The organism is Rhizobium mongolense subsp. loessense (genome assembly GCF_900099775.1).
GTDB classification, from domain to species: domain Bacteria; phylum Pseudomonadota; class Alphaproteobacteria; order Rhizobiales; family Rhizobiaceae; genus Rhizobium; species Rhizobium loessense.
Window position 1 is genome coordinate 78,105 of the sequence record NZ_FMTM01000012.1, and the last position, 18,140, is coordinate 96,244.

Consider the following 18,140-nt stretch of genomic DNA (forward strand, 5'->3'; position numbering starts at 1 on the left):
CGGACGGAGAGGCGGCGTGAGGGGAGGGGTCATGAAGGACTGAAGAGGATGGTGAGCCGGCACGGCTGCACCGCAATTCGGTTCGGACAGGGCCAAAGGAGCCGTCAGTGAACACCTCTTCCCAAATCCGTAAAGTCTACCAGGGCACCGCCGACCGCCATCAGATGTTCCGGTTGTTCGATCGGCATGCACAGCGCCCACATCGTTTCGAGGATGACGCAACCGCGCTTTATGCCGGCGAATGGTTCGAAATCACCGAGCGTGAACACGACTACATGTTCGAGATCCTGCCGCCGCTGTGGATTCGGGGCTCGATGTTCGCAATGCGCGAATTCCTGACCGGGCCTGTCACATCAGTGTTCTTCGCGCTGCGGATCGACGGGGTCATTCGTTTCTTCCATGGATATTGTGATCTCTCCAACGATCGGTCGGTGGAACACATGCGGCTGGCGATTATCGAGCGGGAAACGCGCCCGGTGAGAGCGATGACGCGGCGAGAGCGTCTCGAGCACATCTGGAGCGCCACGGCGGACGCCTATCGCGGCTACTCCGATCAAACCTCCCCGCAATATCTGCCGGATCAGCGCGTCATCAGTCTCTATACCAAAGCTCGATCTGCCAAGTTGAAGCTGCTCGACGGCCTGACCGACGATGAGATCGCCAGCAAACTGCCTGTCCAACTGCGCCATCTGCCCGATGCGGCAGCCGCAGCGTGAGGAGATGGGTGCGATGCTTTCCTTTCCGATTGGATCCGTGCGGGCGGTGATCGCTCGCGGTCGCGCCGATGCGGAAGCCAACGGCGGTTATCGCAATCCCCACTACGGCCTTGATCCCGGTCGCGACGAACAGCCGGGCGTCTGGTTGGTCGGCGATCACGGTGTCTACCTGTGCTCGAACGGCAAATTGCCGGACGGCGAAAGCCCTTCGTCGCTTATGCGCTCGAATGCGATCCCCGCACGAACGACGACTGGTTCGAGGTCAAGCGCAGGACGTTCGGGGGAGACGACGGCGTCGAATTCATCGACGCCGCGCAACTGGAGGCCATGATCTCTGCCTGCCCAAATGCCCGGCATCTTGGCATCAGCTTTCAACCGGACTCGATGGAGCTCTTCATCATCGAGTGGTCGTAACGTCCCGGCTCGCAGCGGGATCTTCAACATCAATCAGCGTCCGTTTGCCGCCAATCGTCCTGGCGGAACGATGACGCGCGCTTTTACAAGGAGATTTTATCATGAGCAACGATCCCTTCACGCTCGACATGTTTGGCAATACCGCACTCTCGTCCGGCCTCGGGCTCGGCGTCACCGCCTTCGGCAGCTTCTCGCCTGACGCCGCCAATGATGACGATCCGGATCCCTTGCCACCGGCGCTAGCGCCTGCTCTGCCAATTACAGCTCCTGCCCGGCGCGCCGGCCTTCGGGCAAACTTCTATCTCGAGGGTAACCGCGGCTTGCCTTCGTCCTGGAAGGATCGTGCCCGCGCCAATGTCGCGGCGATCCTCGTTGCCAATAACATCTCCAGGCAAGACCGGCCGGCGACGCCAAAGGAGCAGGCGCAGTTGATCCGCTTTACCGGCTTTGGCGCAAGCGAATTGTCCAACGGCATGTTCCGCCGTCCTGGCGAGGTTGATTTCCGGCAGGGCTGGGATGATCTCGGCGCCTCGCTGGAAACCGCCGTCTCTGAAGCCGACTATGCGTCGCTCGCTCGTTGCACCCAATATGCCCATTTTACCCCCGAGTTCATCATCCGGGCGATCTGGGCAGGCATCCAAAGGCTTGGTTGGCGCGGCGGGCGCGTGCTGGAACCGGGCATCGGCACAGGCCTGTTCCCGGCCCTGATGCCGGAGCCCTACCGCGACGCTACCTATGTCACCGGGATCGAACTCGACCCCGTCACCACGCGTATCGTCGGTCTGCTGCAGCCGAAGGCCCGGATCATCAATGGTGACTTCGCTCGCACCGATCTGGCGCCGATCTACGATCTCGCCATCGGCAACCCGCCCTTTTCCGATCGCACCATCCGCTCGGACCGCGCCTATCGGTCGCTCGGCCTCCGCTTGCATGACTATTTCATCGCACGCTCCATCGATCTCTTGAAGCCGGGCGCGCTCGCCGCTTTCGTCACCTCACATGGCACGATGGACAAGGCGGATGCGACAGCGCGGGAGCATATTGCCAAATCCGCCGACCTGATCGCGGCGATCCGGCTGCCCGAGGGCAGCTTTCGCCGCGACGCCGGCACGGATGTTGTCGTCGACATCCTGTTCTTCCGCAAGCGGAAGGCCGGTGAGCCGGAAGGCAATCAGTTGTGGCTCGATGTCGATGAGATCAGGCCGGCTGCAGACAATGAAGGCGCCATCCGCGTCAATCGTTGGTTCGCCCGGCATCCCGACTTCGTGCTTGGTCGCCACGCGCTGACGTCGGGACCATTTGGCGAGACCTATACCTGCTTGCCGCGCGCCAGCGAGGATCTCGAAAGCGCCCTCACCGCTACCATCGACCTCCTGCCGGCCGACCTCTATGACGGCCAGCCCACGCCCATCGATATCGATCTGGAGGACGAGCTCGGAGAGATCGTCGATCTGCAGCCGAAGGACAGTTTTGTCCGCGAGGGCAGTTTCTTCTTCGACCGGTCGAAGGGATTGATGCAGATGCTGGATGGCGCGGCAGTACCCGTGGCGGTCCGAAAGGGCCGCTCCGGCGACGGGGTCTCAAAGAAGCATATCCGGATCATTTTGAAACTGATCCCGATCCGCGACGCCGTGCGCGAGGTTCTGGAGGCGCAGGAAACCGGCCGGCCCTGGCGCGAGCTTCAGGTTCGCCTGCGCATCGCCTGGTCGAGCTTCGTACGCGACTTCGGACCGATCAACCACACGACCGTCTCCATCCAGGAGGACCCGGAGACCGGCGAGGTGAAAGAGACCCATCGCCAGCCGAACCTCGCGCCCTTCCGCGACGACCCTGATTGCTGGCTGGTGGCGTCGATCGAGGACTATGATCTGGAGACCGACACGGCGAAGCCAGGTCCGATATTCGCTACCCGTGTGATCGCTCCGCCGATGTCGCCTGTCATCACCAGTGCGGCTGATGCGCTGGCGGTCGTACTCAATGAACGCGGTCATGTCGATCTCGATCATATCGCCGAACTGCTGCATCTCGACGTCTCCACCGTTATTGCCGATCTCGCCGACGAGGTGTTTCGCGACCCGACTGACGGATCCTGGCAGACGGCCGATGCCTATCTCTCCGGGGCGGTCCGCACCAAGCTGGCCGCTGCGCAGGCCGCAGCCGAGCTCGATCCGGCCTACGAGCGCAATGTACGGGCGCTTCAGGATGTTCAGCCGGCCGACCTTCGACCCTCCGACATCACCGCTCGTCTCGGCGCACCGTGGATTCCGGCCGCCGATGTCGTCGCCTTCATCAAGGAGAAGATGGAAGCAGATATCTGCATCCACCATATGACTGAGCTTGGATCCTGGACAGTGGAGGCGCGTCAACTCGGCTACAGTGCTGCTGGTACGTCCGAATGGGGCACGAGCCGGCGCCATGCCGGTGATCTCCTTGCCGATGCGTTGAACAGCCGGGTCCCGCAGATCTTCGACGTCTTCAAGGATGCCGATGGCGAGCGCCGGGTGCTCAATGTCGTCGACACCGAAGCCGCCCGTGACAAGCTGCAGAGGATCAAGCAAGCCTTCCAGGACTGGGTCTGGACCGATCCGGATCGCACCGACCGGCTGGCGCGGGATTACAACGACCGCTTCAACAATATCGCGCCACGCAAATTCGACGGATCTCATCTCAAACTGCCCGGCGCCTCAGGCGCCTTTGTTCTTTATGGGCACCAGAAACGCGGCATCTGGCGGATCATCGCCGATGGCTCGACCTATCTTGCCCATGCAGTCGGCGCCGGCAAGACGATGACCATGGCGGCCGCCATCATGGAACAGCGCCGTCTCGGTCTGATCGCCAAGGCCATGCTCGTCGTACCCGGCCATTGCCTGGCGCAGGCGGCCCGTGAGTTTCTGGCGCTCTACCCGAATGCCCGCATTCTCGTCGCCGACGAGACGAACTTCACCAAGGACAAGCGTGCCCGTTTCCTGTCACGCGCAGCGACCGCCACCTGGGACGCGATCATCATCACCCATTCCGCTTTCCGCTTCATCGCCGTGCCCTCGGCCTTCGAACAGGAAATGATCCAGGACGAGTTGCAGCTCTACGAGGATCTGCTGACTAAGGTTGATAGCCAGGACCGCGTCTCGCGCAAGCGCCTCGAGCGGCTGAAGGAAGGATTGCAGGAGCGGCTTGAAGGTCTGGCCACCCGCAAGGACGATCTGCTGACGATATCCGAGATAGGCGTCGACCAGATCGTCGTCGATGAGGCGCAAGAATTCCGCAAACTCTCCTTCGCCACCAACATGTCGACTCTCAAGGGTATCGATCCGAACGGCTCGCAACGCGCCTGGGATCTTTATGTCAAATCCCGCTATATCGAAACGAAGAACCCCGGCCGCGCTCTGGTTCTCGCATCAGGCACGCCGATCACCAACACGCTCGGCGAGATGTTCTCGATCCAGCGCCTGCTCGGTCACGCGGCTCTGTCAGAGCGCGGGCTGCATGAATTTGATGCCTGGGCCTCCTGCTTCGGCGATACGGCGACGGAATTGGAGATCCAGCCGTCCGGCAAATACAAGCCGGTGAGCCGCTTCGCCTCCTTCGTCAACGTGCCCGAGCTGATCGCCATGTTCCGTTCGTTTGCGGATGTCGTGATGCCGGAGGATCTGTGGCAATACGTCAAGGTCCCCAACATCTCGACCGGCCGTCGGCAGATCCTGACCGCTAAGCCCACCGCGCTGTTCAAGACCTATCAGCAGATGCTCGACGGGCGCATCAAGGCGATCGAGCAGCGTGAGGGACCGGCCAAGCCGGGTGACGATATTCTCCTCTCCGTCATCACCGACGGCCGCCACGCGGCGATCGACCTGCGCTTCGTTATACCGGGGACTGAGAACGAGGAGGACAACAAGCTCAATTTGCTCATCCGCAATGCCTACCGGATCTGGAGGGCAACGGGCGAGGCCGTCTATCGGCGCCCCGATGGCAAGGACTTCGAGTTGCCGGGCGCCGCGCAGATGATCTTTTCCGATCTCGGCACGATCAATGTCGAAAAGTCCCGTGGGTTCTCGGCCTATCGCTTCATTCGCGACGAGCTGATCCGGCTCGGCGTGCCAGCGTCGCAGATCGCCTTCATGCAGGATTACAAGAAGACCGAGGCGAAGCAGCGGCTGTTCGGCGATGTCAGGGCCGGCAAGGTCCGATTCCTGATCGGTTCGTCGGAGACGATGGGCACGGGTGTCAACGCCCAGCTTCGGCTCAAAGCCCTTCATCATCTCGACGTGCCCTGGCTGCCCTCGCAAATCGAGCAGAGGGAGGGCCGGATCGTGCGTCAGGGCAACCAGCATGATGAGGTCGATATCTTTGCTTATGCGACAGAAGGCTCGCTCGACGCGTCGATGTGGCAGAACAACGAGCGAAAGGCCCGGTTCATCGCCGCCGCCCTCTCCGGTGATACCTCTATCCGGCGATTGGAAGACGTCGGTGAGGGCGCCGCCAACCAATTCGCCATGGCGAAGGCCATCGCGTCAGGTGATGAGCGCCTTATGCATAAGGCTGGCCTGGAAGCCGACATTGCGCGGCTCGAACGATTGCGTGCCGCCCACGAAGACGACCAGTACGCCGTCCGTCGGCAGATGCGCGATGCCGAGCGTGAGATCGAGGTCTCGACCCGCCGCATAGGTGAGATCGGCCAGGACATTGCACGTCTCCGGCCGACCGGCGGCGATGCCTTTAAGATGATGGTGCTTGGACAAGAATATACCGAGCGCAAGGAAGCTGGCCGGGCGTTGATGAAAGAGATCCTCACGCTTCTGCAATTGCAGCAAGAAGGCGAGCTGCATTTGGCAACCATCGGCGGGTTCGATCTCATTTATGAGGGCGAGCACTTCGGCAAGGGCGATGGCTACCGCTATGAAACATTGCTCCAACGCACAGGCGCAGAATATGAGGTCGACCTCGCCATCACGGTGACGCCGCTTGGCGCTATCTCGCGGCTTGAGCACGCGCTCGGCGGCTACGACGAGGAACTGTACCAGTATCGCCGGCGGCTTGAAGATGCCGAGCGACGATTGGTTTCCTACCGTTCCCGAGACGGAGGCGCTTTCGCGTTCGCAGACGACCTGAAGGAAAAGCGGCTGACGCTGCGGGCAATCGAAGCTCAATTGGCGGCAGACCAAGAAAGTGAGACCGTCGCGGCAGCTGCATAGCTGCGTTGCACAATAAATGTTTTCCAGCTGGTCAAAATTCGGGCATAACGCCTCCAGCTGATGCACATGACGGTCACCTCCCAGTTCCGTCGCAGCAGCTGTTCCCCTCTGGAGGTTTTAGATCTCCACACTTCAGGGACCGCGGCTTTTGCTGGCGGCCCTTTTTTTATTCTTCATTCGCCTCATCGGATGATCCCGCGAGACCTGTGCCGAGAGGGCATTTGCCCAGCTAACTCAGCAATTACCGTTGCGAACTCCAAGTCAGGAAGGTCTCCGGTTTGGGGCCTTCCATCCGCGCCTTCTCGATCAGCGGTCTGAGGGTGTCTTTGACGAAGTCTTCCATTGTCGTGGGCAGCACCGGGCGATCATCGCGGAACTTGACCCGCCCATCGTTCAGAGCCGCCGCCGTGTTCTTGTCATAGACCCACCGATCGAGCGTTCCGAACCTCTCCCGGAATACCAATTCGACCTCATGATCGCTAGGATCGACGAAGCGATAGTCCACCTCTTGACCGAGTACCCGGCCGACGATCGCGGCGATCTCGGGCATCGTGTAATCAATGCCCAGTTGCTTTACCGTCCGGTGCTGGTCACTCGGCGTGTCGAACTCTTTTGCCGCAAAATCCGCGAGGTCCTGAATGGAAACCCAGGGCGCTTTGACATCGGGAGCAAGCGTGAAACCGATCCTATCGTATTGCGCGATCGCGTCCGCCCACCTGGACAGGTCCTCCATGAACCAGCCACCCTGCAGATGCACAAGCTTGATGTCGCGTAACCGGTTGAGGAACTGATCCAGGATATGGAAGCCCTGGAAATGGCCGGTGTTTCCACCGATCTCGGACCCCATTGCGGTCAGGCTCACGGCAAGTTTCACGGGGGAATCCCGAAGTGCGTCGAAAAACCGGAGCGCTACCGCAGGATAGTGCCCATGAAAATCTTCCGCGGCCCAAAGGGTTTTGACCATGAGAAACACAGCGTCGGCGTCTTCGAAGAACCTGGAAAGCTCACCATCCCCTTCGTCGAAGCTACCCAAGAACGGTTCCGCGCCTTTCGCGACAAGCGCGTCGAGAGCAGGCCCTCCTCTCGAAAGAACTTTGACGGAATGGCCTTTGGCCAAGAGGTTCTCTGTAAGTTTGGCGCCGATCCTGCCGGTCGCGCCAACCACGGCAATGCGCATGGTCATATCTCCTAAAGTTTGGTGAGCCGATTTTTAACGGATTGCTTGTCGGGCAAAAGTGGAGATAATGCCATATGATCTCGAAATCGGGCCAACCTTCGGATAAGCCACTGTGCAGTACCGCTATCGATCTGAGCCTATCGCAGGGCCCGGCGATGGCGTTCAGGGTGGACTTCGCCGACTATGAAGCCGAGGGGGTGGAGCATCAGCACCCGCAGGGTCAGCTGATCCTGGCGCTGCATGGCGCGGTGACCTGCACAGCGGAAAGTGGGATGTGGGTCGTTCCACCCGACTGCGGAGTTTGGGTACCCGGCGGCGTTCCTCACAGCAATCAGGTCACACCCAATGCTCGTCTGACATACCTGTTTGTCGAGCCCGGCGCGGCCGCACTTCCGGCTGAATGCTGCACTCTTTCGGTATCGCCAATGCTTCGGGAGATGATCCACCGAGTGGCGGACCTGTCAGAAAGCGGCGCGCGCGACGCTCATGTCGATCGGCTCGTGCGGGTCATGCTCGATGAACTCGCGTTGATGCCGCGTGAGAGGTTGGAACTGCCCGTGTCCACTCATCCAAAGATCGCCTCGATCGCAGCGGCGCTCCTGGCAAATCCGAGCGACCGCCGAACCCTCGGCCAATGGGCTGAGCATGTCGCCGTCAGTGAGCGAACATTAAAACGACTTATGGTCGAGCAAACAGGATTAAGTTTCGGCCGTTGGCGGCGCCAGCTGCATCTGGTCATCGCGCTGCGGGAACTGGCCGGCGGCGCAACAGTCCAGCAGGTGGCAGGTGACTTGGGATACGAATCCACGACGGCCTTCATCGTCATGTTCAAGAAGGTGCTTGGCACCACGCCATCGCGTTACTTTGCCGATCGGCTTTTGATCGCTGAACGCGCGTCAGGCTCAATCAATCAGCCCTCATCCATGATCTCGACTTGAAATTGCTCTTCGCCGATAATATCTGACCATCACTTCCCGATGAGACGATATCCTGCTCGCTGCAATCGCAGCGGCGTTTGATGTTGTCTCGGGATCCAAAAGAAGGCGCTCCCCTCACGGGTCGAGCGCCTTTTTTGTTTCGGAGGCGACCGCAAACATGGTCCTGCACTTGACCGAAGCCGCTTTGCAGACGAGACCTCAATCAAAATACTCCGTGGGAACTTATGCCATTTTTTCTCGTAACGCAGACATCGCTGGTCGAAGCTCAAGATGAGCAGGAGGCCGCTCAAAAGGGCATCGACCGCCTCCGCTCCGGAGGACAGGTCACCGTCGCGGTCAAATCGGATGAAACAACGATCACGCACGTTGTGGTCGCCGCAGTGGCCGAAGAGCCTCTGCCGGTCTCGCCATCCGAGGCCGCCGATCCACCGCCTGCTGCTGTTTTTATCCCGGAAGCTGCCTTAGCTGCACCGGAAAGCAGGAAACTGATCTTGAAGCGTATGCTCGCCGATGGTCTGGCCCTTCTGGGGCTGCGAGCCTAGTCCCGTCCTCCAAGCTGCCGACAGAATTTATCGTCTTCGGGCGCCGGCTCGAACCGAGAAGAGAGGATTTAAAAAGAAAAGCAGGAAGGTGAACCGGTCGCAGATCGGTCCTCCTGCCGACGCTATCGCTCAACCGCCGCCTGCGTCATCCCGGCTGGTTGTCCTTCGCAGGGCTGTTAGCCCCGCTCGTCCTGCACAGCAGGAATGCTCGGCCGCAGTTGCGGCAGTCCGGCCGCTCGGCGGTCCGGGAGGTGTCTTCGAAAAAAATGAAGACAGGAAGGGCCGGCAAGGTGCTGGTCCGGAACCTCCAGACAAGGACAAATCCCATGCAGATCATGAAGGTTGACCCGCGTGCACTGAAGGAAAATCCCGACCGGATGCGCCAGTCGAAATCCTCGCCGCAGGCCGATGCGTTGATGTTGGCGACGATTAAGGCCGTCGGCATCGTCCAGCCACCGGTGGTCGCACCCGAAACCGATGGCGGAAATGGCTATATCATCGACGCCGGCCATCGCCGCGTACGCCTCGCCATCGCCGCCGGCCTGGAAGAAATCGAAATCCTCGTCGTGGATGCTGCCAACGACAACGGCGCCATGCGCTCGATGGTCGAGAACTCTGTTCGCGAGCCGCTCAACCCCGTGGATCAGTGGCGCGGCATCGAACGTCTCGTTGCTCTCGGCTGGACCGAGGAGGCGATTGCGGTCGCTCTCGCGCTTCCCGTCCGCCAGATCCGAAAGCTGCGACTGCTTGCCAACGTCCTGCCGGCCATGCTCGAACAGATGGCGCTGGGCGACATGCCGTCAGAGCAGCAGTTGCGGATCATTGCCGCCGCCGGTCAGGTGGACCAGAAGGAGGTCTGGAAGGCGCATAAGCCGAAGAAGGGCGACACCGCTCCGTGGTGGCAGATCGCCAATGCGCTGACCAAGAAGCGCATGTATGCCAGGGACGCAAGCTTTGGTGACGACCTGGCGCAGGCCTACGGTATCGAGTGGGTCGAAGACCTCTTCGCGCCAGCCGACCAGGACGGTCGCTACACGACCAATGTCGAAGGCTTTCTCGGCGCCCAGCATGAGTGGATGACCGCCAACCTTCCCAAGCGTGGTGCCATCGTCGAGGTCAACAGCTGGGGCCAGCCGGAGCTGCCGAAGAAGGCGTCTCAGGTCTACGGCAAGCCGTCCAAGTCCGACCACACGGCACTCTATCTCGATCGTGATGGCAAGGTGCAGACCGTGCATTACCGCATGCCCGAGGCGGCAAAACCGAAGGGCGCTGGAGCAGGCGAATCCGCCGCGAGCAACGATGACGGCGATGCGATCGCCTCGCCGAAGGCTCGCCCCCACGTGACCCAGAAGGGCCACGACATGATCGGCGATTTTCGCACCGACGCGCTCCATGATGCTCTCGGCCGCGCGCCGATCGAGGACGACATGCTGATGGCGCTGCTGGTGCTGGCCTTTGCCGGGCAGAATGTCCGTGTCGACTCAGGTGCAGATGGGACCTTCTACGGGGGCAAGCGCTTCTCACGCCATGCCGCCTCCCTATTCGATGAGCATGGGAAGCTCGCCTTCGATCAGGAAACGCTTCGCGTCTCCGTTCGCTCGGTGCTGATCGACGTCCTGTCGTGCCGCCGGGGCATGTCGAACAGTGGCATGGTGTCCCGTATTGCGGGTGAGGCAATCGGCGCCGACGCGTTCTTGCCGAACATGGGCTCGGAGGAGTTCCTTTTGTGCCTGTCGCGCCAGGCGCTGGAAGCATCGTGCGCCGAGGCGTCCCTGCAGCTGCGGCCAAAGGTTCGTGAGACCCGCGCAGCGCTCGTCGAGCATTTCGCGAGTGAGCATTTCGTTCATGAGTCTGCACGCTTTGCGCCGACAGCCGACGAGTTGCTCGACTGGATCCGGGCAAGCTCTCCCACCGATACCATCGGCACGGCCCCGCATGATGACGAAGGCGATCGTGTTGACGACCCCGCCGAGGATCAGGAACGGCAAATCGATGAGGCTGCGGATCAGAACGATCTGCAGGATCCGGATCTGTCTGACGACGAAGAGCACGACGATGACTTCGATCAGAGGGCTGCAGCATGACCGCCTGCCGGTCGAAGATGGCAGAACCCACCCCCGATTTTCGGGGGTGGCGTTTACCACCAGGGCGGACGGCTTCGTCGTCAATCTCGCGCAACACGCTGAAAATGACTGGCCATCCTTCTTCATCGGCTGCCGAAGCCCGGGGATGTGACATGATCGACATCCGCGCTTCGAAACCGCTGGCGAAAGCAATTGGCGCCCGGCGAGAGACCCAGCGGCATCTGGAATGCCTGACCCGGCAGATTATGGCGCGCGCGAGTAGGCAGGCGACGACAGTGAACGTCCAGAGCCGGACGCGTCGAAGATCCGGCCCTCGTACTTACTATCGGGAGCTCATTGAACGCATCACCTTCGAGTGCTGGGTCGAGCTCGACATGATAACCTGCAGGCACGCGATGCAAGAGCAGGTCATCAGTGAACTCCAGCATTGCGACGATGCGCCTATGCATCATCCGGCGACATAGGCGGACCCGAAACGAAGGCGCTGATGCGGAACTTGCCTAACTTCGATGTCGGCGGGATGGCGGGCATGGCCATAAACCGTTCCTTGCCCCTCGAGACAGAAATCCGGCCCGTGCCGGACTGCCCTTCTTGTTCGCTGCGGTCTGAACCGGCGGCCGGTCGTTTCAAGGCCGCTGTCGCGCCGTGTGGCGGCCGACCCAGCCTCCCTGCGCGAGAGCAGGCTCGCGGTCTGCTCAGGTCAGAACCTGCTGGCCCGCAAACCTGCCCTGCTTGCTCAGCCGGATCGGACCTGTGAAGCCGCCCGTCCTTTGCCGGTTCTGGTCGTCCGCATCGAAGGGCAGACCGGCACGGGCCGGAACCGCTTCGGCAGCCAAGGAAGGAACAGTTTATGGCCAAGCCCGCAACTCCCAACCGCTCCAACGCACGGATATCGCAACTCCGCAAAGGAGCCACCCTCGAAATGGTGCGCCTCACATGCCCAGACGCCACCCAGGCGCTTAAGATCGCCGAAAGCTTTGGCACCACGGTCGTCGACAGCGATGGCATCCGCAGCCTGCATGAGCGGCTGATCGTCGAGACCGCCGACAGCCTGTCCGAAGGCCTGGGCGAGAGGGCCATGCAGATCCATCTGCAGCGCATCGTCGGGGCCTTCGTCGGATCGGCGCACGGCGCCGGCCAGTTTTACTCGCGCGCCGTTACCGAAGCACGCGACGCAACCGCCAAGGCATCCAACGATGCCCGCGATGAGGATCTCGACGGTCCGGTCGGCTATGACAGCGGCGCTCAGCGCAAGCGGGAATTTGCGGCTGACATGGGTATCCAGTCCCATGCGCTGCGCATGGCCGCAGAAGGCGCGGTGGCGGCCTATGAACAGGTCGTCGGCGAGACCTGGAAACCATTCGACCGGCCGGTCGAAAACCCGGGCGCATCGCTCGACCGCAAAGCGGCCGAGGTTCAGATGGCTGCATTCGGATGACACCCTCGGCGGTCCCACCCCGCCTTCTTTTTCTGATCCGAGGCCGGCGCTACGCCGGCCTTTTCTCATGTCGAAAAGGAAAACTGGCGACGCTCGATCGCGGCCCGTCCCGCTCGGCTGTCCTGCAGGAGCCGGGTGCCCATGCAACGGCTTCGCCGTCCTCCACGGTGTTGCGGCCTTCGGTGCCTGGTCACACCATTGGCCCCTGACTTCGGACCTCCGTGACGGACCGCGATCGGCGCGGTCCTAAGAAAAGGAGAGAGAAGTCATGGCAAAGAAATCAGAATTGGACCGTGCGGACATCTACACGCGCATCACCGATCGGATCGTCGAGGAACTCGAACAAGGAGTGCGGCCCTGGATGAAGCCGTGGAGCGCCGCCAACACGCATAGCCGCATCAGTCGGCCCGTGCGCCACAACGGCCTTCCCTATTCGGGCATGAATGTGCTCCTCCTATGGTCGGAGCAGATGTCACGCGGCTTCACCTCCTCGATGTGGATGACGTTCAAGCAATCCCTCGAATTAGGTGGGGCGGTGCGCAAGGGGGAGAGCGGGTCGACCGTTGTCTTCGCCAGCCGCTTTACCAAGTCGGAAGCGGATGGAAACGGAAACGAGATCGATCGGGAGATCCCGTTCCTGAAGGCCTATTCGGTGTTCAACGTCGAGCAGATCGACGGTTTGCCCGAGAGCTATTATGCGCCGCCCGCTGAGGTCCTTGATTCGATCGAGCGGATCGAAAGCGCTGATCGCTTCTTCCGCAATACCGGCGCGGTCATCCGGCATGGTGGCAACCAGGCCTACTATTCCCCAGTGATGGACTATATCCAGATGCCGCCCTTCGAGGCGTTTCGCGATGCAGCCGGATACGCTGCCGTCCTCAGTCATGAGGCGACCCACTGGACGGCGGCGGAGCATCGCGTCGGACGTGACTTGTCGCGCTATGCCAAGGACCGGACGGAGCGGGCGTGGGAAGAACTCATTGCCGAACTTGGGAGTTGCTTCCTCTGCGCCGACCTCGGTATCGCGCCGGAGCTCGAGCCGCGGCCGGATCACGCGTCATACCTGCAGTCCTGGCTCTCGGTGCTGGCCAACGACAAGCGGGCGATCTTTCAGGCGGCAGCCCATGCTCAACGGGCCGTGAGCTTCCTTCATTCCTTGCAGCCGGAGGCGGATGTGCAGGCTGCGGCCTGACCCTTAAGCGCGGTCGGCACCCCCGGTGGCGGCCGCCTGATCCTTCTCACGCTGGTCGCTAAGACCTTGTGCAATGTCAGCGTCCAGCCTTCCCCAGATCGACGGTTTTGCGGCGTCGGGTTTCGGTTTACGGCACGGTTTGCACTCAATGATGAACGGATTGGTCTGCTGACGCATTGTTCCTCCAGGCTACGATTCGCGAGGGCAACGATATCGCACCGGGCATAGTCAGCAAGCGGGCCAATGTTAGCAGGAACGCTTGTCCCCGATTGAAGCGTGCAACGACGGCGGTCCAACTGGAAGTGGCCCTGAATGCCATTCGTGCCCAAGGCGAATGTGGCGGGCCGCCATTGCTATATCCCTTCCCGTCAGAATTTCCGGCAACCCATCTGCGGGCTCGATGAGGCATGTCTGACCTGAGAGCGGCTGCGCCTCGATCGTTTTCCCGCAACGGCCACAGCCACTTTTCTTACCCCTGCCGGCTGCGCCGCCATTCCTCTCCGACTAACAAAAGTGGCAGTTGCCGCCCTCCACTTTGTTTCGGCCTTATCAGGTGCGGTCCGATCGTCACCGGTCTGTTCGACAGCCATCGAGGCCGCGATGGGCGCGGCCCGAACACCAGAAAAGGAATACGACAATGGCAACCATCGGCACCTTCACCTCCACCGAAAACGGCTTCACCGGCTCCATCCGCACCCTCGCCCTCAACGTCAAGGCCCGCATCGCCCGGGTCGAGAACCCCTCCGACAAGGGCCCGCAGTTCCGCGTCTACGCCGGTAGCGTCGAGCTGGGTGCTGCCTGGCAGAAGACCTCCGGTGAGGGCCGCGACTACCTCTCGGTCAAGCTCGACGACCCGAGCTTCCCCGCCCCGATCTACGCAACGCTCACCGAGGTCGAAGGCGAGGACGGCCTCCAGCTCATCTGGTCCCGCCCGAACCGGGACTGATCGACATCATGAGGCTCCGCCATCCGCGGAGCCTTTTCCCTTATCGGAATTGGGGCGACATTAGCGCCCGTCGAACCTGACGAGCATCCTGCGCAATTGCGCGTTCTGCTCGATGAGCTTCTTTGCAAGCTGACGCCGCAACGCGTCGACCTCTGCGTCGAGGTCGGCCATCTCATCCATGAATGATTTTGGGCCGGAAGGAGCGGCAGTAGCGACCTCGTCGGTTTGGGAGGCAGAAACCACAGGCTCCACGGTTGGGTTAATCTTCCTTCGGGGTGCCGGAGTTGGCTTCACCAGTGCTCCAGGAGCTTTGGTTAGCGTGGGAGCTGACGACTTCTCCTCGGGCTGATGCGAGGTGGCGCGCGCTGCTCGCTCCTCGTTTCCGGCTGGGGCCGCAGGAGCCTCTGCTGCAACGGTTGCCACTGGTTCGAAGTCAGTCGAGCCAGTATCTTGATCGTGCAGGCTTGTCTCGAATTGCGCATCATAGCCGGCTTCAGCGGAGCGATCGACTGCCGCCGGTTCGATGCCCGGGTGTTCTTCTTCAGGAACCGGCCTGTACTCGAGCGCAATGGTTTTCGCTGCGACTGCAGGGCTCTCTGGCTTCGGTTTACGCGACACCAGGTCAGCCACAAATCTCCATGGTGTTCTCATCACATTACCTTCAAAGCATGGCGGCAGGGGAAACAGCCGCGGTCATTCATTGTCACTAGGACCGCATTGGTCTCGGCTCAATCAGGCGAAAGATCGACGGCGCCGTCGCATGTAAATGCGCGGCGCCGCTCAGAAACCGAAACTCAGGCCTTGCCGAGGCGCTTGCGCAGATCCGCATTCTCGGCGCGCAGCTTTTCGGAGAGCTCCTTGCGAAGCTGCTTGTTCTCTTCCTCAAGCTTGATGAGGTCGGCGATATCGTCAATGACGTCAACAGAAGTGGCGGCGGGAGCGGACGCCGCAGCTTCAACGCGAGGTGCGCGAGCGGCGGCCGCCTTGGGTGCGCGAGCCGCTTTTTCGGCCTTCACGGGAGCGGTCTTGGAGCCACGCTTCGCGCGCGTCTTCTTGGCCGGCTTTTCAACGGGTGCAGTAGTCGCATCAATGGTTTTGGATTCAGCCAAAGCCTTCGGTGCCCGAGGCTTGCGGGTTTTCTTCTCGGCGGGAGCTGCGGCCGGCGCTTCGGTGGTCGCAGTCGTCTCAATCGTGGTTTCGTCGGCCATCAGTGTTCTCCTCTGTTAGGCCGGCAAGCTTTTGATTCGCCGTTACTCAAAGTCAATGCGAAAAGCCCGTTTTCGCGTGCGTTCGGCGCTTGTTAGGCCACCACCAGCGGAGCCTTCTCCCATCGGTAGTTAAAGCCGGACCCGGCATCGAGCCAGGTCCGGCTTTTTTGGGTAGCCACCGAGAGGAGGAAAACCTGCTCAGTATCCGGTGATGATGCCGACGGGACTGCCGTCGTCAAGGATGAGCGGTCCCCCCAATTTCGAATTGGCAGCAGAGCCGCCAACACGAAATCGGCTCCCCCACTCCCCGGCGCTGCCGGTCGCTTCAGCGATCCCTGACATCGTCATTCCCTTTCCGGCGCCGCTGATCGTCTTTCACATAGGAGATCAGACGATGACCTACGAACTCGAACGCCAAATCGATGAACTTCGTGCCGAACTGCGTAACGCTGTCGATCCTTGCGAGCGCCGCCAGATCGAAGCCGAGCTCGATTTCGCACAGGCGGAACTCACGCTTGCGATTGCCGAGGATGGCCGCGTCGATGCTGAACCACCGTTCTGAGGGGGCGGCCTCAGGTCGCGTCGTGTGCGTCACGCGGTACCCGAAGATCTCCTGTTGATCCGATTTCATCGACATCAGGGATGGTGCGTCCCGCGCGTCCGGCTGCAACCTGATGACGCCAGAATTTTCCCCGCTTATCGCTCCTCGCGCATCAAAATTCAGTCGCCATCAGGTCCGCCGCTCCGCTTCAGCCCTGCGGGTGCAGCCCTCCTTTCCGGTCCGCTCTTCATCCCCGCAATGAAACGCAATCAACAGGAGATCCATGATGCACCAGCTCGCAAAATTCCTCAGCGCCACCGGCCGCCGTCTCCGCACCCTTGGCAAGATCGTCAGTCACCTCTTCCGCAATGGCAAGCTCGGTCTGAAGATCGCCGTCAAGATCCCGTTTTTCGCCGATGTCGAGTTCAACATCGAGACCAAATGGGATCGGCGCAAGTGAGCGCCGGCAGGCTCGGCCTTCACCGGTCGAGCCGTCCTAGCACCACGGTTCGCGACGACCTGTCCAAGTCCGGGCCAGCCCTTCCGAGACCAGGATATCGCCGAGGCTGTGGCCATGTCGCACGAGAATCCGGAGGGCCCGGCCATAGCGATCCTTGTCACGACCCGGCCATGCCTTCAATTCGAATGGACCCTGGTTCACAAGTTCGATCAGCCGCTCGGTCGCCCGGTTACCGAGAGCAAGTTCCGAGGCGCATTTGGGCTCGCTGATCTCGGGTGCATCAATGTCGGCAACACGGACTTTCGTGCCTCCGATCCACAGCGTGTCCCCATCGATAACGCAGGCGGTTCGATGGCCGCCGGTGCATTTTCCAAACTTTACTGAAGCCATGCTCGAAGCGGCCAATGTCATCGTTGGAGCACTGACCATCAAGGCGATGGCACCTGTTATGCCAGCGACCACCGGCAGGATCCAGAGGTAGAATTGCCTTCTCTTTTTCCGGAAGAAAAGCCGAAGATCATGCGAATATGCCAAACGTCAAATGCTCCTGTTTCATCATCGTCGATGTGTGGATGTCAGCCAAAGGTCGCAAGGGATCGCCGACCGTCAATGACGGGCTGCCGAAGGCGTGACCCGGTATCCACGGCCTCGCTTCTGTCGGAGAAGATCGAGGAAGGCTGTGACAGCGTCTCGCTCTTTGGCGAAACGCTGGACCTTCATCTGGCCCTGCGCACCGATCCGGCCCCAGCGGCGTGTCAGGCAGATCTCGCCGAACAGATTGGGCTCAATCGTCATGGCATAGAAGCGAGCCATGTTGCGGGCTTCGTCCGTGCGTTCCACATAGAGCTGATAGGGTTGAGTGAGCATGGCAGCATAATCGTTCGGCCGCCAATTTTCGTCCAACGAGAGATATGAATCGATGACGTCTGACCGATTCATTTTCGTGAAGTTCCGCTGAAGGCTATGGGCGGTCCGCCTGCGGCGTACAGCTCTATTCGCCGGGGCGAACGATGCCCTGCGGTCTTCGCCCATTCGGGTCACGATCTTCCCGTAAACACCAGGCGCCATCGGTGCAAACGGGCGTCGATCAATATCCGAGGAAGCCGAGGACATCTCCGCCATAGAATTCTCCGTAGCCGTCAGGATGCCCGATGACTTCCCCACTGTCCTTATCGATAAGCGCGCCGTCGGCTTCGCGAACCCCCGCCGTGATGCCATGTTTGCGGCATTCCTCGATCGCCTCGGTCGCCGTCACCTGTGCTTCGCACGCTTCCCAATATCTCATTGTTGCGCCC

General features: G+C 61.1%; 19 protein-coding genes and 1 pseudogene. 12 read left to right on the forward strand and 8 right to left on the reverse strand.

Features of this window, described 5'->3' with window-relative positions; genetic code table 11:
* The first annotated feature begins 107 nt into the window (after nt 1-107).
* The 3 genes and pseudogenes from BLP23_RS27600 (at nt 108) to BLP23_RS27610 (ending at nt 6,319) form a co-directional block, all read left to right on the forward strand.
* Nucleotides 108-716: a DUF1419 domain-containing protein gene (locus BLP23_RS27600; protein ID WP_092587925.1), complete on the forward strand. Its 609-nt coding sequence runs from the start codon at nt 108-110 to the stop codon at nt 714-716.
* Between the two features lie 13 nt (nt 717-729).
* Nucleotides 730-1,130: pseudogene (locus BLP23_RS27605) on the forward strand (DUF3085 domain-containing protein).
* A 101-nt stretch (nt 1,131-1,231) separates the two neighbouring features.
* Nucleotides 1,232-6,319, forward strand: a complete 5,088-nt coding sequence (locus BLP23_RS27610; RefSeq protein WP_092587926.1) for a DEAD/DEAH box helicase family protein — start codon at nt 1,232-1,234, stop codon at nt 6,317-6,319.
* Nucleotides 6,320-6,560: 241 nt separating this feature from the next.
* Here the strand turns inward: BLP23_RS27610 and BLP23_RS27615 are convergent, their stop codons facing one another.
* The gene (locus BLP23_RS27615; RefSeq protein ID WP_092587927.1) at nt 6,561-7,496 is read right to left on the reverse strand and encodes an NmrA family NAD(P)-binding protein; all 936 of its coding nucleotides are present in this window, start codon (nt 7,494-7,496) and stop codon (nt 6,561-6,563) included.
* Nucleotides 7,497-7,570: 74 nt separating this feature from the next.
* On the opposite strand from BLP23_RS27615, the gene BLP23_RS27620 reads away from it, so the two are divergent.
* The 6 genes from BLP23_RS27620 to BLP23_RS27645 all read left to right on the forward strand — a co-directional run bounded on the left by BLP23_RS27620 (nt 7,571) and on the right by BLP23_RS27645 (nt 13,690).
* Complete coding sequence (locus BLP23_RS27620; RefSeq protein ID WP_092587928.1) at nt 7,571-8,434, forward strand: AraC family transcriptional regulator; 864 nt, start codon at nt 7,571-7,573, stop codon at nt 8,432-8,434.
* 224 nt (nt 8,435-8,658) lie between these two features.
* The gene (locus BLP23_RS27625) at nt 8,659-8,976 is read left to right on the forward strand and encodes a hypothetical protein (RefSeq protein ID WP_092587929.1); all 318 of its coding nucleotides are present in this window, start codon (nt 8,659-8,661) and stop codon (nt 8,974-8,976) included.
* A 326-nt stretch (nt 8,977-9,302) separates the two neighbouring features.
* On the forward strand, nt 9,303-11,060 hold the full coding sequence (locus BLP23_RS27630) for a ParB/RepB/Spo0J family partition protein (protein WP_092587990.1): 1,758 nt from the start codon (nt 9,303-9,305) through the stop codon (nt 11,058-11,060).
* A 152-nt stretch (nt 11,061-11,212) separates the two neighbouring features.
* Nucleotides 11,213-11,524 (forward strand): hypothetical protein, encoded by a 312-nt coding sequence (locus BLP23_RS27635; RefSeq protein WP_092587930.1) that lies wholly within the window; start codon nt 11,213-11,215, stop codon nt 11,522-11,524.
* 386 nt (nt 11,525-11,910) lie between these two features.
* Nucleotides 11,911-12,498 (forward strand): hypothetical protein, encoded by a 588-nt coding sequence (locus BLP23_RS27640; protein ID WP_092587931.1) that lies wholly within the window; start codon nt 11,911-11,913, stop codon nt 12,496-12,498.
* Between the two features lie 268 nt (nt 12,499-12,766).
* Complete coding sequence (locus BLP23_RS27645) at nt 12,767-13,690, forward strand: ArdC family protein (RefSeq protein WP_092587932.1); 924 nt, start codon at nt 12,767-12,769, stop codon at nt 13,688-13,690.
* A 3-nt stretch (nt 13,691-13,693) separates the two neighbouring features.
* Here the strand turns inward: BLP23_RS27645 and BLP23_RS33895 are convergent, their stop codons facing one another.
* The gene (locus tag BLP23_RS33895) at nt 13,694-13,867 is read right to left on the reverse strand and encodes a hypothetical protein (protein WP_167364001.1); all 174 of its coding nucleotides are present in this window, start codon (nt 13,865-13,867) and stop codon (nt 13,694-13,696) included.
* Nucleotides 13,868-14,327: 460 nt separating this feature from the next.
* Here BLP23_RS33895 and BLP23_RS27650 point away from each other — a divergent pair, with 460 nt between their 5' ends.
* Entirely contained in the window at nt 14,328-14,636 is a 309-nt protein-coding gene (locus tag BLP23_RS27650; RefSeq protein WP_092587933.1) for a DUF736 domain-containing protein, read from the forward strand.
* Nucleotides 14,637-14,696: 60 nt separating this feature from the next.
* Here the strand turns inward: BLP23_RS27650 and BLP23_RS27655 are convergent, their stop codons facing one another.
* The 3 genes from BLP23_RS27655 to BLP23_RS33900 all read right to left on the reverse strand — a co-directional run bounded on the left by BLP23_RS27655 (nt 14,697) and on the right by BLP23_RS33900 (nt 16,192).
* Complete coding sequence (locus tag BLP23_RS27655; protein ID WP_092587934.1) at nt 14,697-15,266, reverse strand: hypothetical protein; 570 nt, start codon at nt 15,264-15,266, stop codon at nt 14,697-14,699.
* A 164-nt stretch (nt 15,267-15,430) separates the two neighbouring features.
* Nucleotides 15,431-15,844, reverse strand: coding sequence for a hypothetical protein (locus tag BLP23_RS27660; RefSeq protein ID WP_092587935.1), 414 nt, complete (start codon nt 15,842-15,844; stop codon nt 15,431-15,433).
* Between the two features lie 198 nt (nt 15,845-16,042).
* Nucleotides 16,043-16,192 (reverse strand): hypothetical protein, encoded by a 150-nt coding sequence (locus BLP23_RS33900; protein ID WP_167364002.1) that lies wholly within the window; start codon nt 16,190-16,192, stop codon nt 16,043-16,045.
* A gap of 46 nt (nt 16,193-16,238) precedes the next feature.
* Between BLP23_RS33900 and BLP23_RS33905 the strand changes: the two genes are divergently transcribed.
* Nucleotides 16,239-16,406, forward strand: a complete 168-nt coding sequence (locus BLP23_RS33905) for a hypothetical protein (protein ID WP_167364003.1) — start codon at nt 16,239-16,241, stop codon at nt 16,404-16,406.
* A 262-nt stretch (nt 16,407-16,668) separates the two neighbouring features.
* On the forward strand, nt 16,669-16,845 hold the full coding sequence (locus tag BLP23_RS33910) for a hypothetical protein (RefSeq protein ID WP_208603209.1): 177 nt from the start codon (nt 16,669-16,671) through the stop codon (nt 16,843-16,845).
* 36 nt (nt 16,846-16,881) lie between these two features.
* Here the strand turns inward: BLP23_RS33910 and BLP23_RS27670 are convergent, their stop codons facing one another.
* The 3 genes from BLP23_RS27670 to BLP23_RS27680 all read right to left on the reverse strand — a co-directional run bounded on the left by BLP23_RS27670 (nt 16,882) and on the right by BLP23_RS27680 (nt 18,130).
* Entirely contained in the window at nt 16,882-17,274 is a 393-nt protein-coding gene (locus tag BLP23_RS27670; protein WP_092587991.1) for a thermonuclease family protein, read from the reverse strand.
* Between the two features lie 177 nt (nt 17,275-17,451).
* Nucleotides 17,452-17,784, reverse strand: coding sequence for a WGR domain-containing protein (locus tag BLP23_RS27675; RefSeq protein WP_092587937.1), 333 nt, complete (start codon nt 17,782-17,784; stop codon nt 17,452-17,454).
* Between the two features lie 148 nt (nt 17,785-17,932).
* Entirely contained in the window at nt 17,933-18,130 is a 198-nt protein-coding gene (locus BLP23_RS27680; RefSeq protein ID WP_092587938.1) for a hypothetical protein, read from the reverse strand.
* Nucleotides 18,131-18,140 lie beyond the last annotated feature (10 nt).

Bases quoted from the DNA above. Each gene is read 5' to 3' on its own strand.
- BLP23_RS27610 (WP_092587926.1), top strand. From the start codon at position 1,232: ATGAGCAACGATCCCTTCACGCTCGACATGTTTGGCAATACCGCACTC.
- BLP23_RS27615 (WP_092587927.1), bottom strand. From the start codon at position 7,496: ATGCGCATTGCCGTGGTTGGCGCGACCGGCAGGATCGGCGCCAAACTT.
- BLP23_RS27620 (WP_092587928.1), top strand. From the start codon at position 7,571: ATGATCTCGAAATCGGGCCAACCTTCGGATAAGCCACTGTGCAGTACC.
- BLP23_RS27625 (WP_092587929.1), top strand. From the start codon at position 8,659: ATGCCATTTTTTCTCGTAACGCAGACATCGCTGGTCGAAGCTCAAGAT.
- BLP23_RS27630 (WP_092587990.1), top strand. From the start codon at position 9,303: ATGCAGATCATGAAGGTTGACCCGCGTGCACTGAAGGAAAATCCCGAC.
- BLP23_RS27635 (WP_092587930.1), top strand. From the start codon at position 11,213: ATGATCGACATCCGCGCTTCGAAACCGCTGGCGAAAGCAATTGGCGCC.
- BLP23_RS27640 (WP_092587931.1), top strand. From the start codon at position 11,911: ATGGCCAAGCCCGCAACTCCCAACCGCTCCAACGCACGGATATCGCAA.
- BLP23_RS27645 (WP_092587932.1), top strand. From the start codon at position 12,767: ATGGCAAAGAAATCAGAATTGGACCGTGCGGACATCTACACGCGCATC.
- BLP23_RS33895 (WP_167364001.1), bottom strand. From the start codon at position 13,867: ATGCGTCAGCAGACCAATCCGTTCATCATTGAGTGCAAACCGTGCCGT.
- BLP23_RS27650 (WP_092587933.1), top strand. From the start codon at position 14,328: ATGGCAACCATCGGCACCTTCACCTCCACCGAAAACGGCTTCACCGGC.
- BLP23_RS27660 (WP_092587935.1), bottom strand. From the start codon at position 15,844: ATGGCCGACGAAACCACGATTGAGACGACTGCGACCACCGAAGCGCCG.
- BLP23_RS33900 (WP_167364002.1), bottom strand. From the start codon at position 16,192: ATGACGATGTCAGGGATCGCTGAAGCGACCGGCAGCGCCGGGGAGTGG.
- BLP23_RS33905 (WP_167364003.1), top strand. From the start codon at position 16,239: ATGACCTACGAACTCGAACGCCAAATCGATGAACTTCGTGCCGAACTG.
- BLP23_RS33910 (WP_208603209.1), top strand. From the start codon at position 16,669: ATGATGCACCAGCTCGCAAAATTCCTCAGCGCCACCGGCCGCCGTCTC.
- BLP23_RS27670 (WP_092587991.1), bottom strand. From the start codon at position 17,274: ATGGTCAGTGCTCCAACGATGACATTGGCCGCTTCGAGCATGGCTTCA.
- BLP23_RS27675 (WP_092587937.1), bottom strand. From the start codon at position 17,784: ATGAATCGGTCAGACGTCATCGATTCATATCTCTCGTTGGACGAAAAT.
- BLP23_RS27680 (WP_092587938.1), bottom strand. From the start codon at position 18,130: ATGAGATATTGGGAAGCGTGCGAAGCACAGGTGACGGCGACCGAGGCG.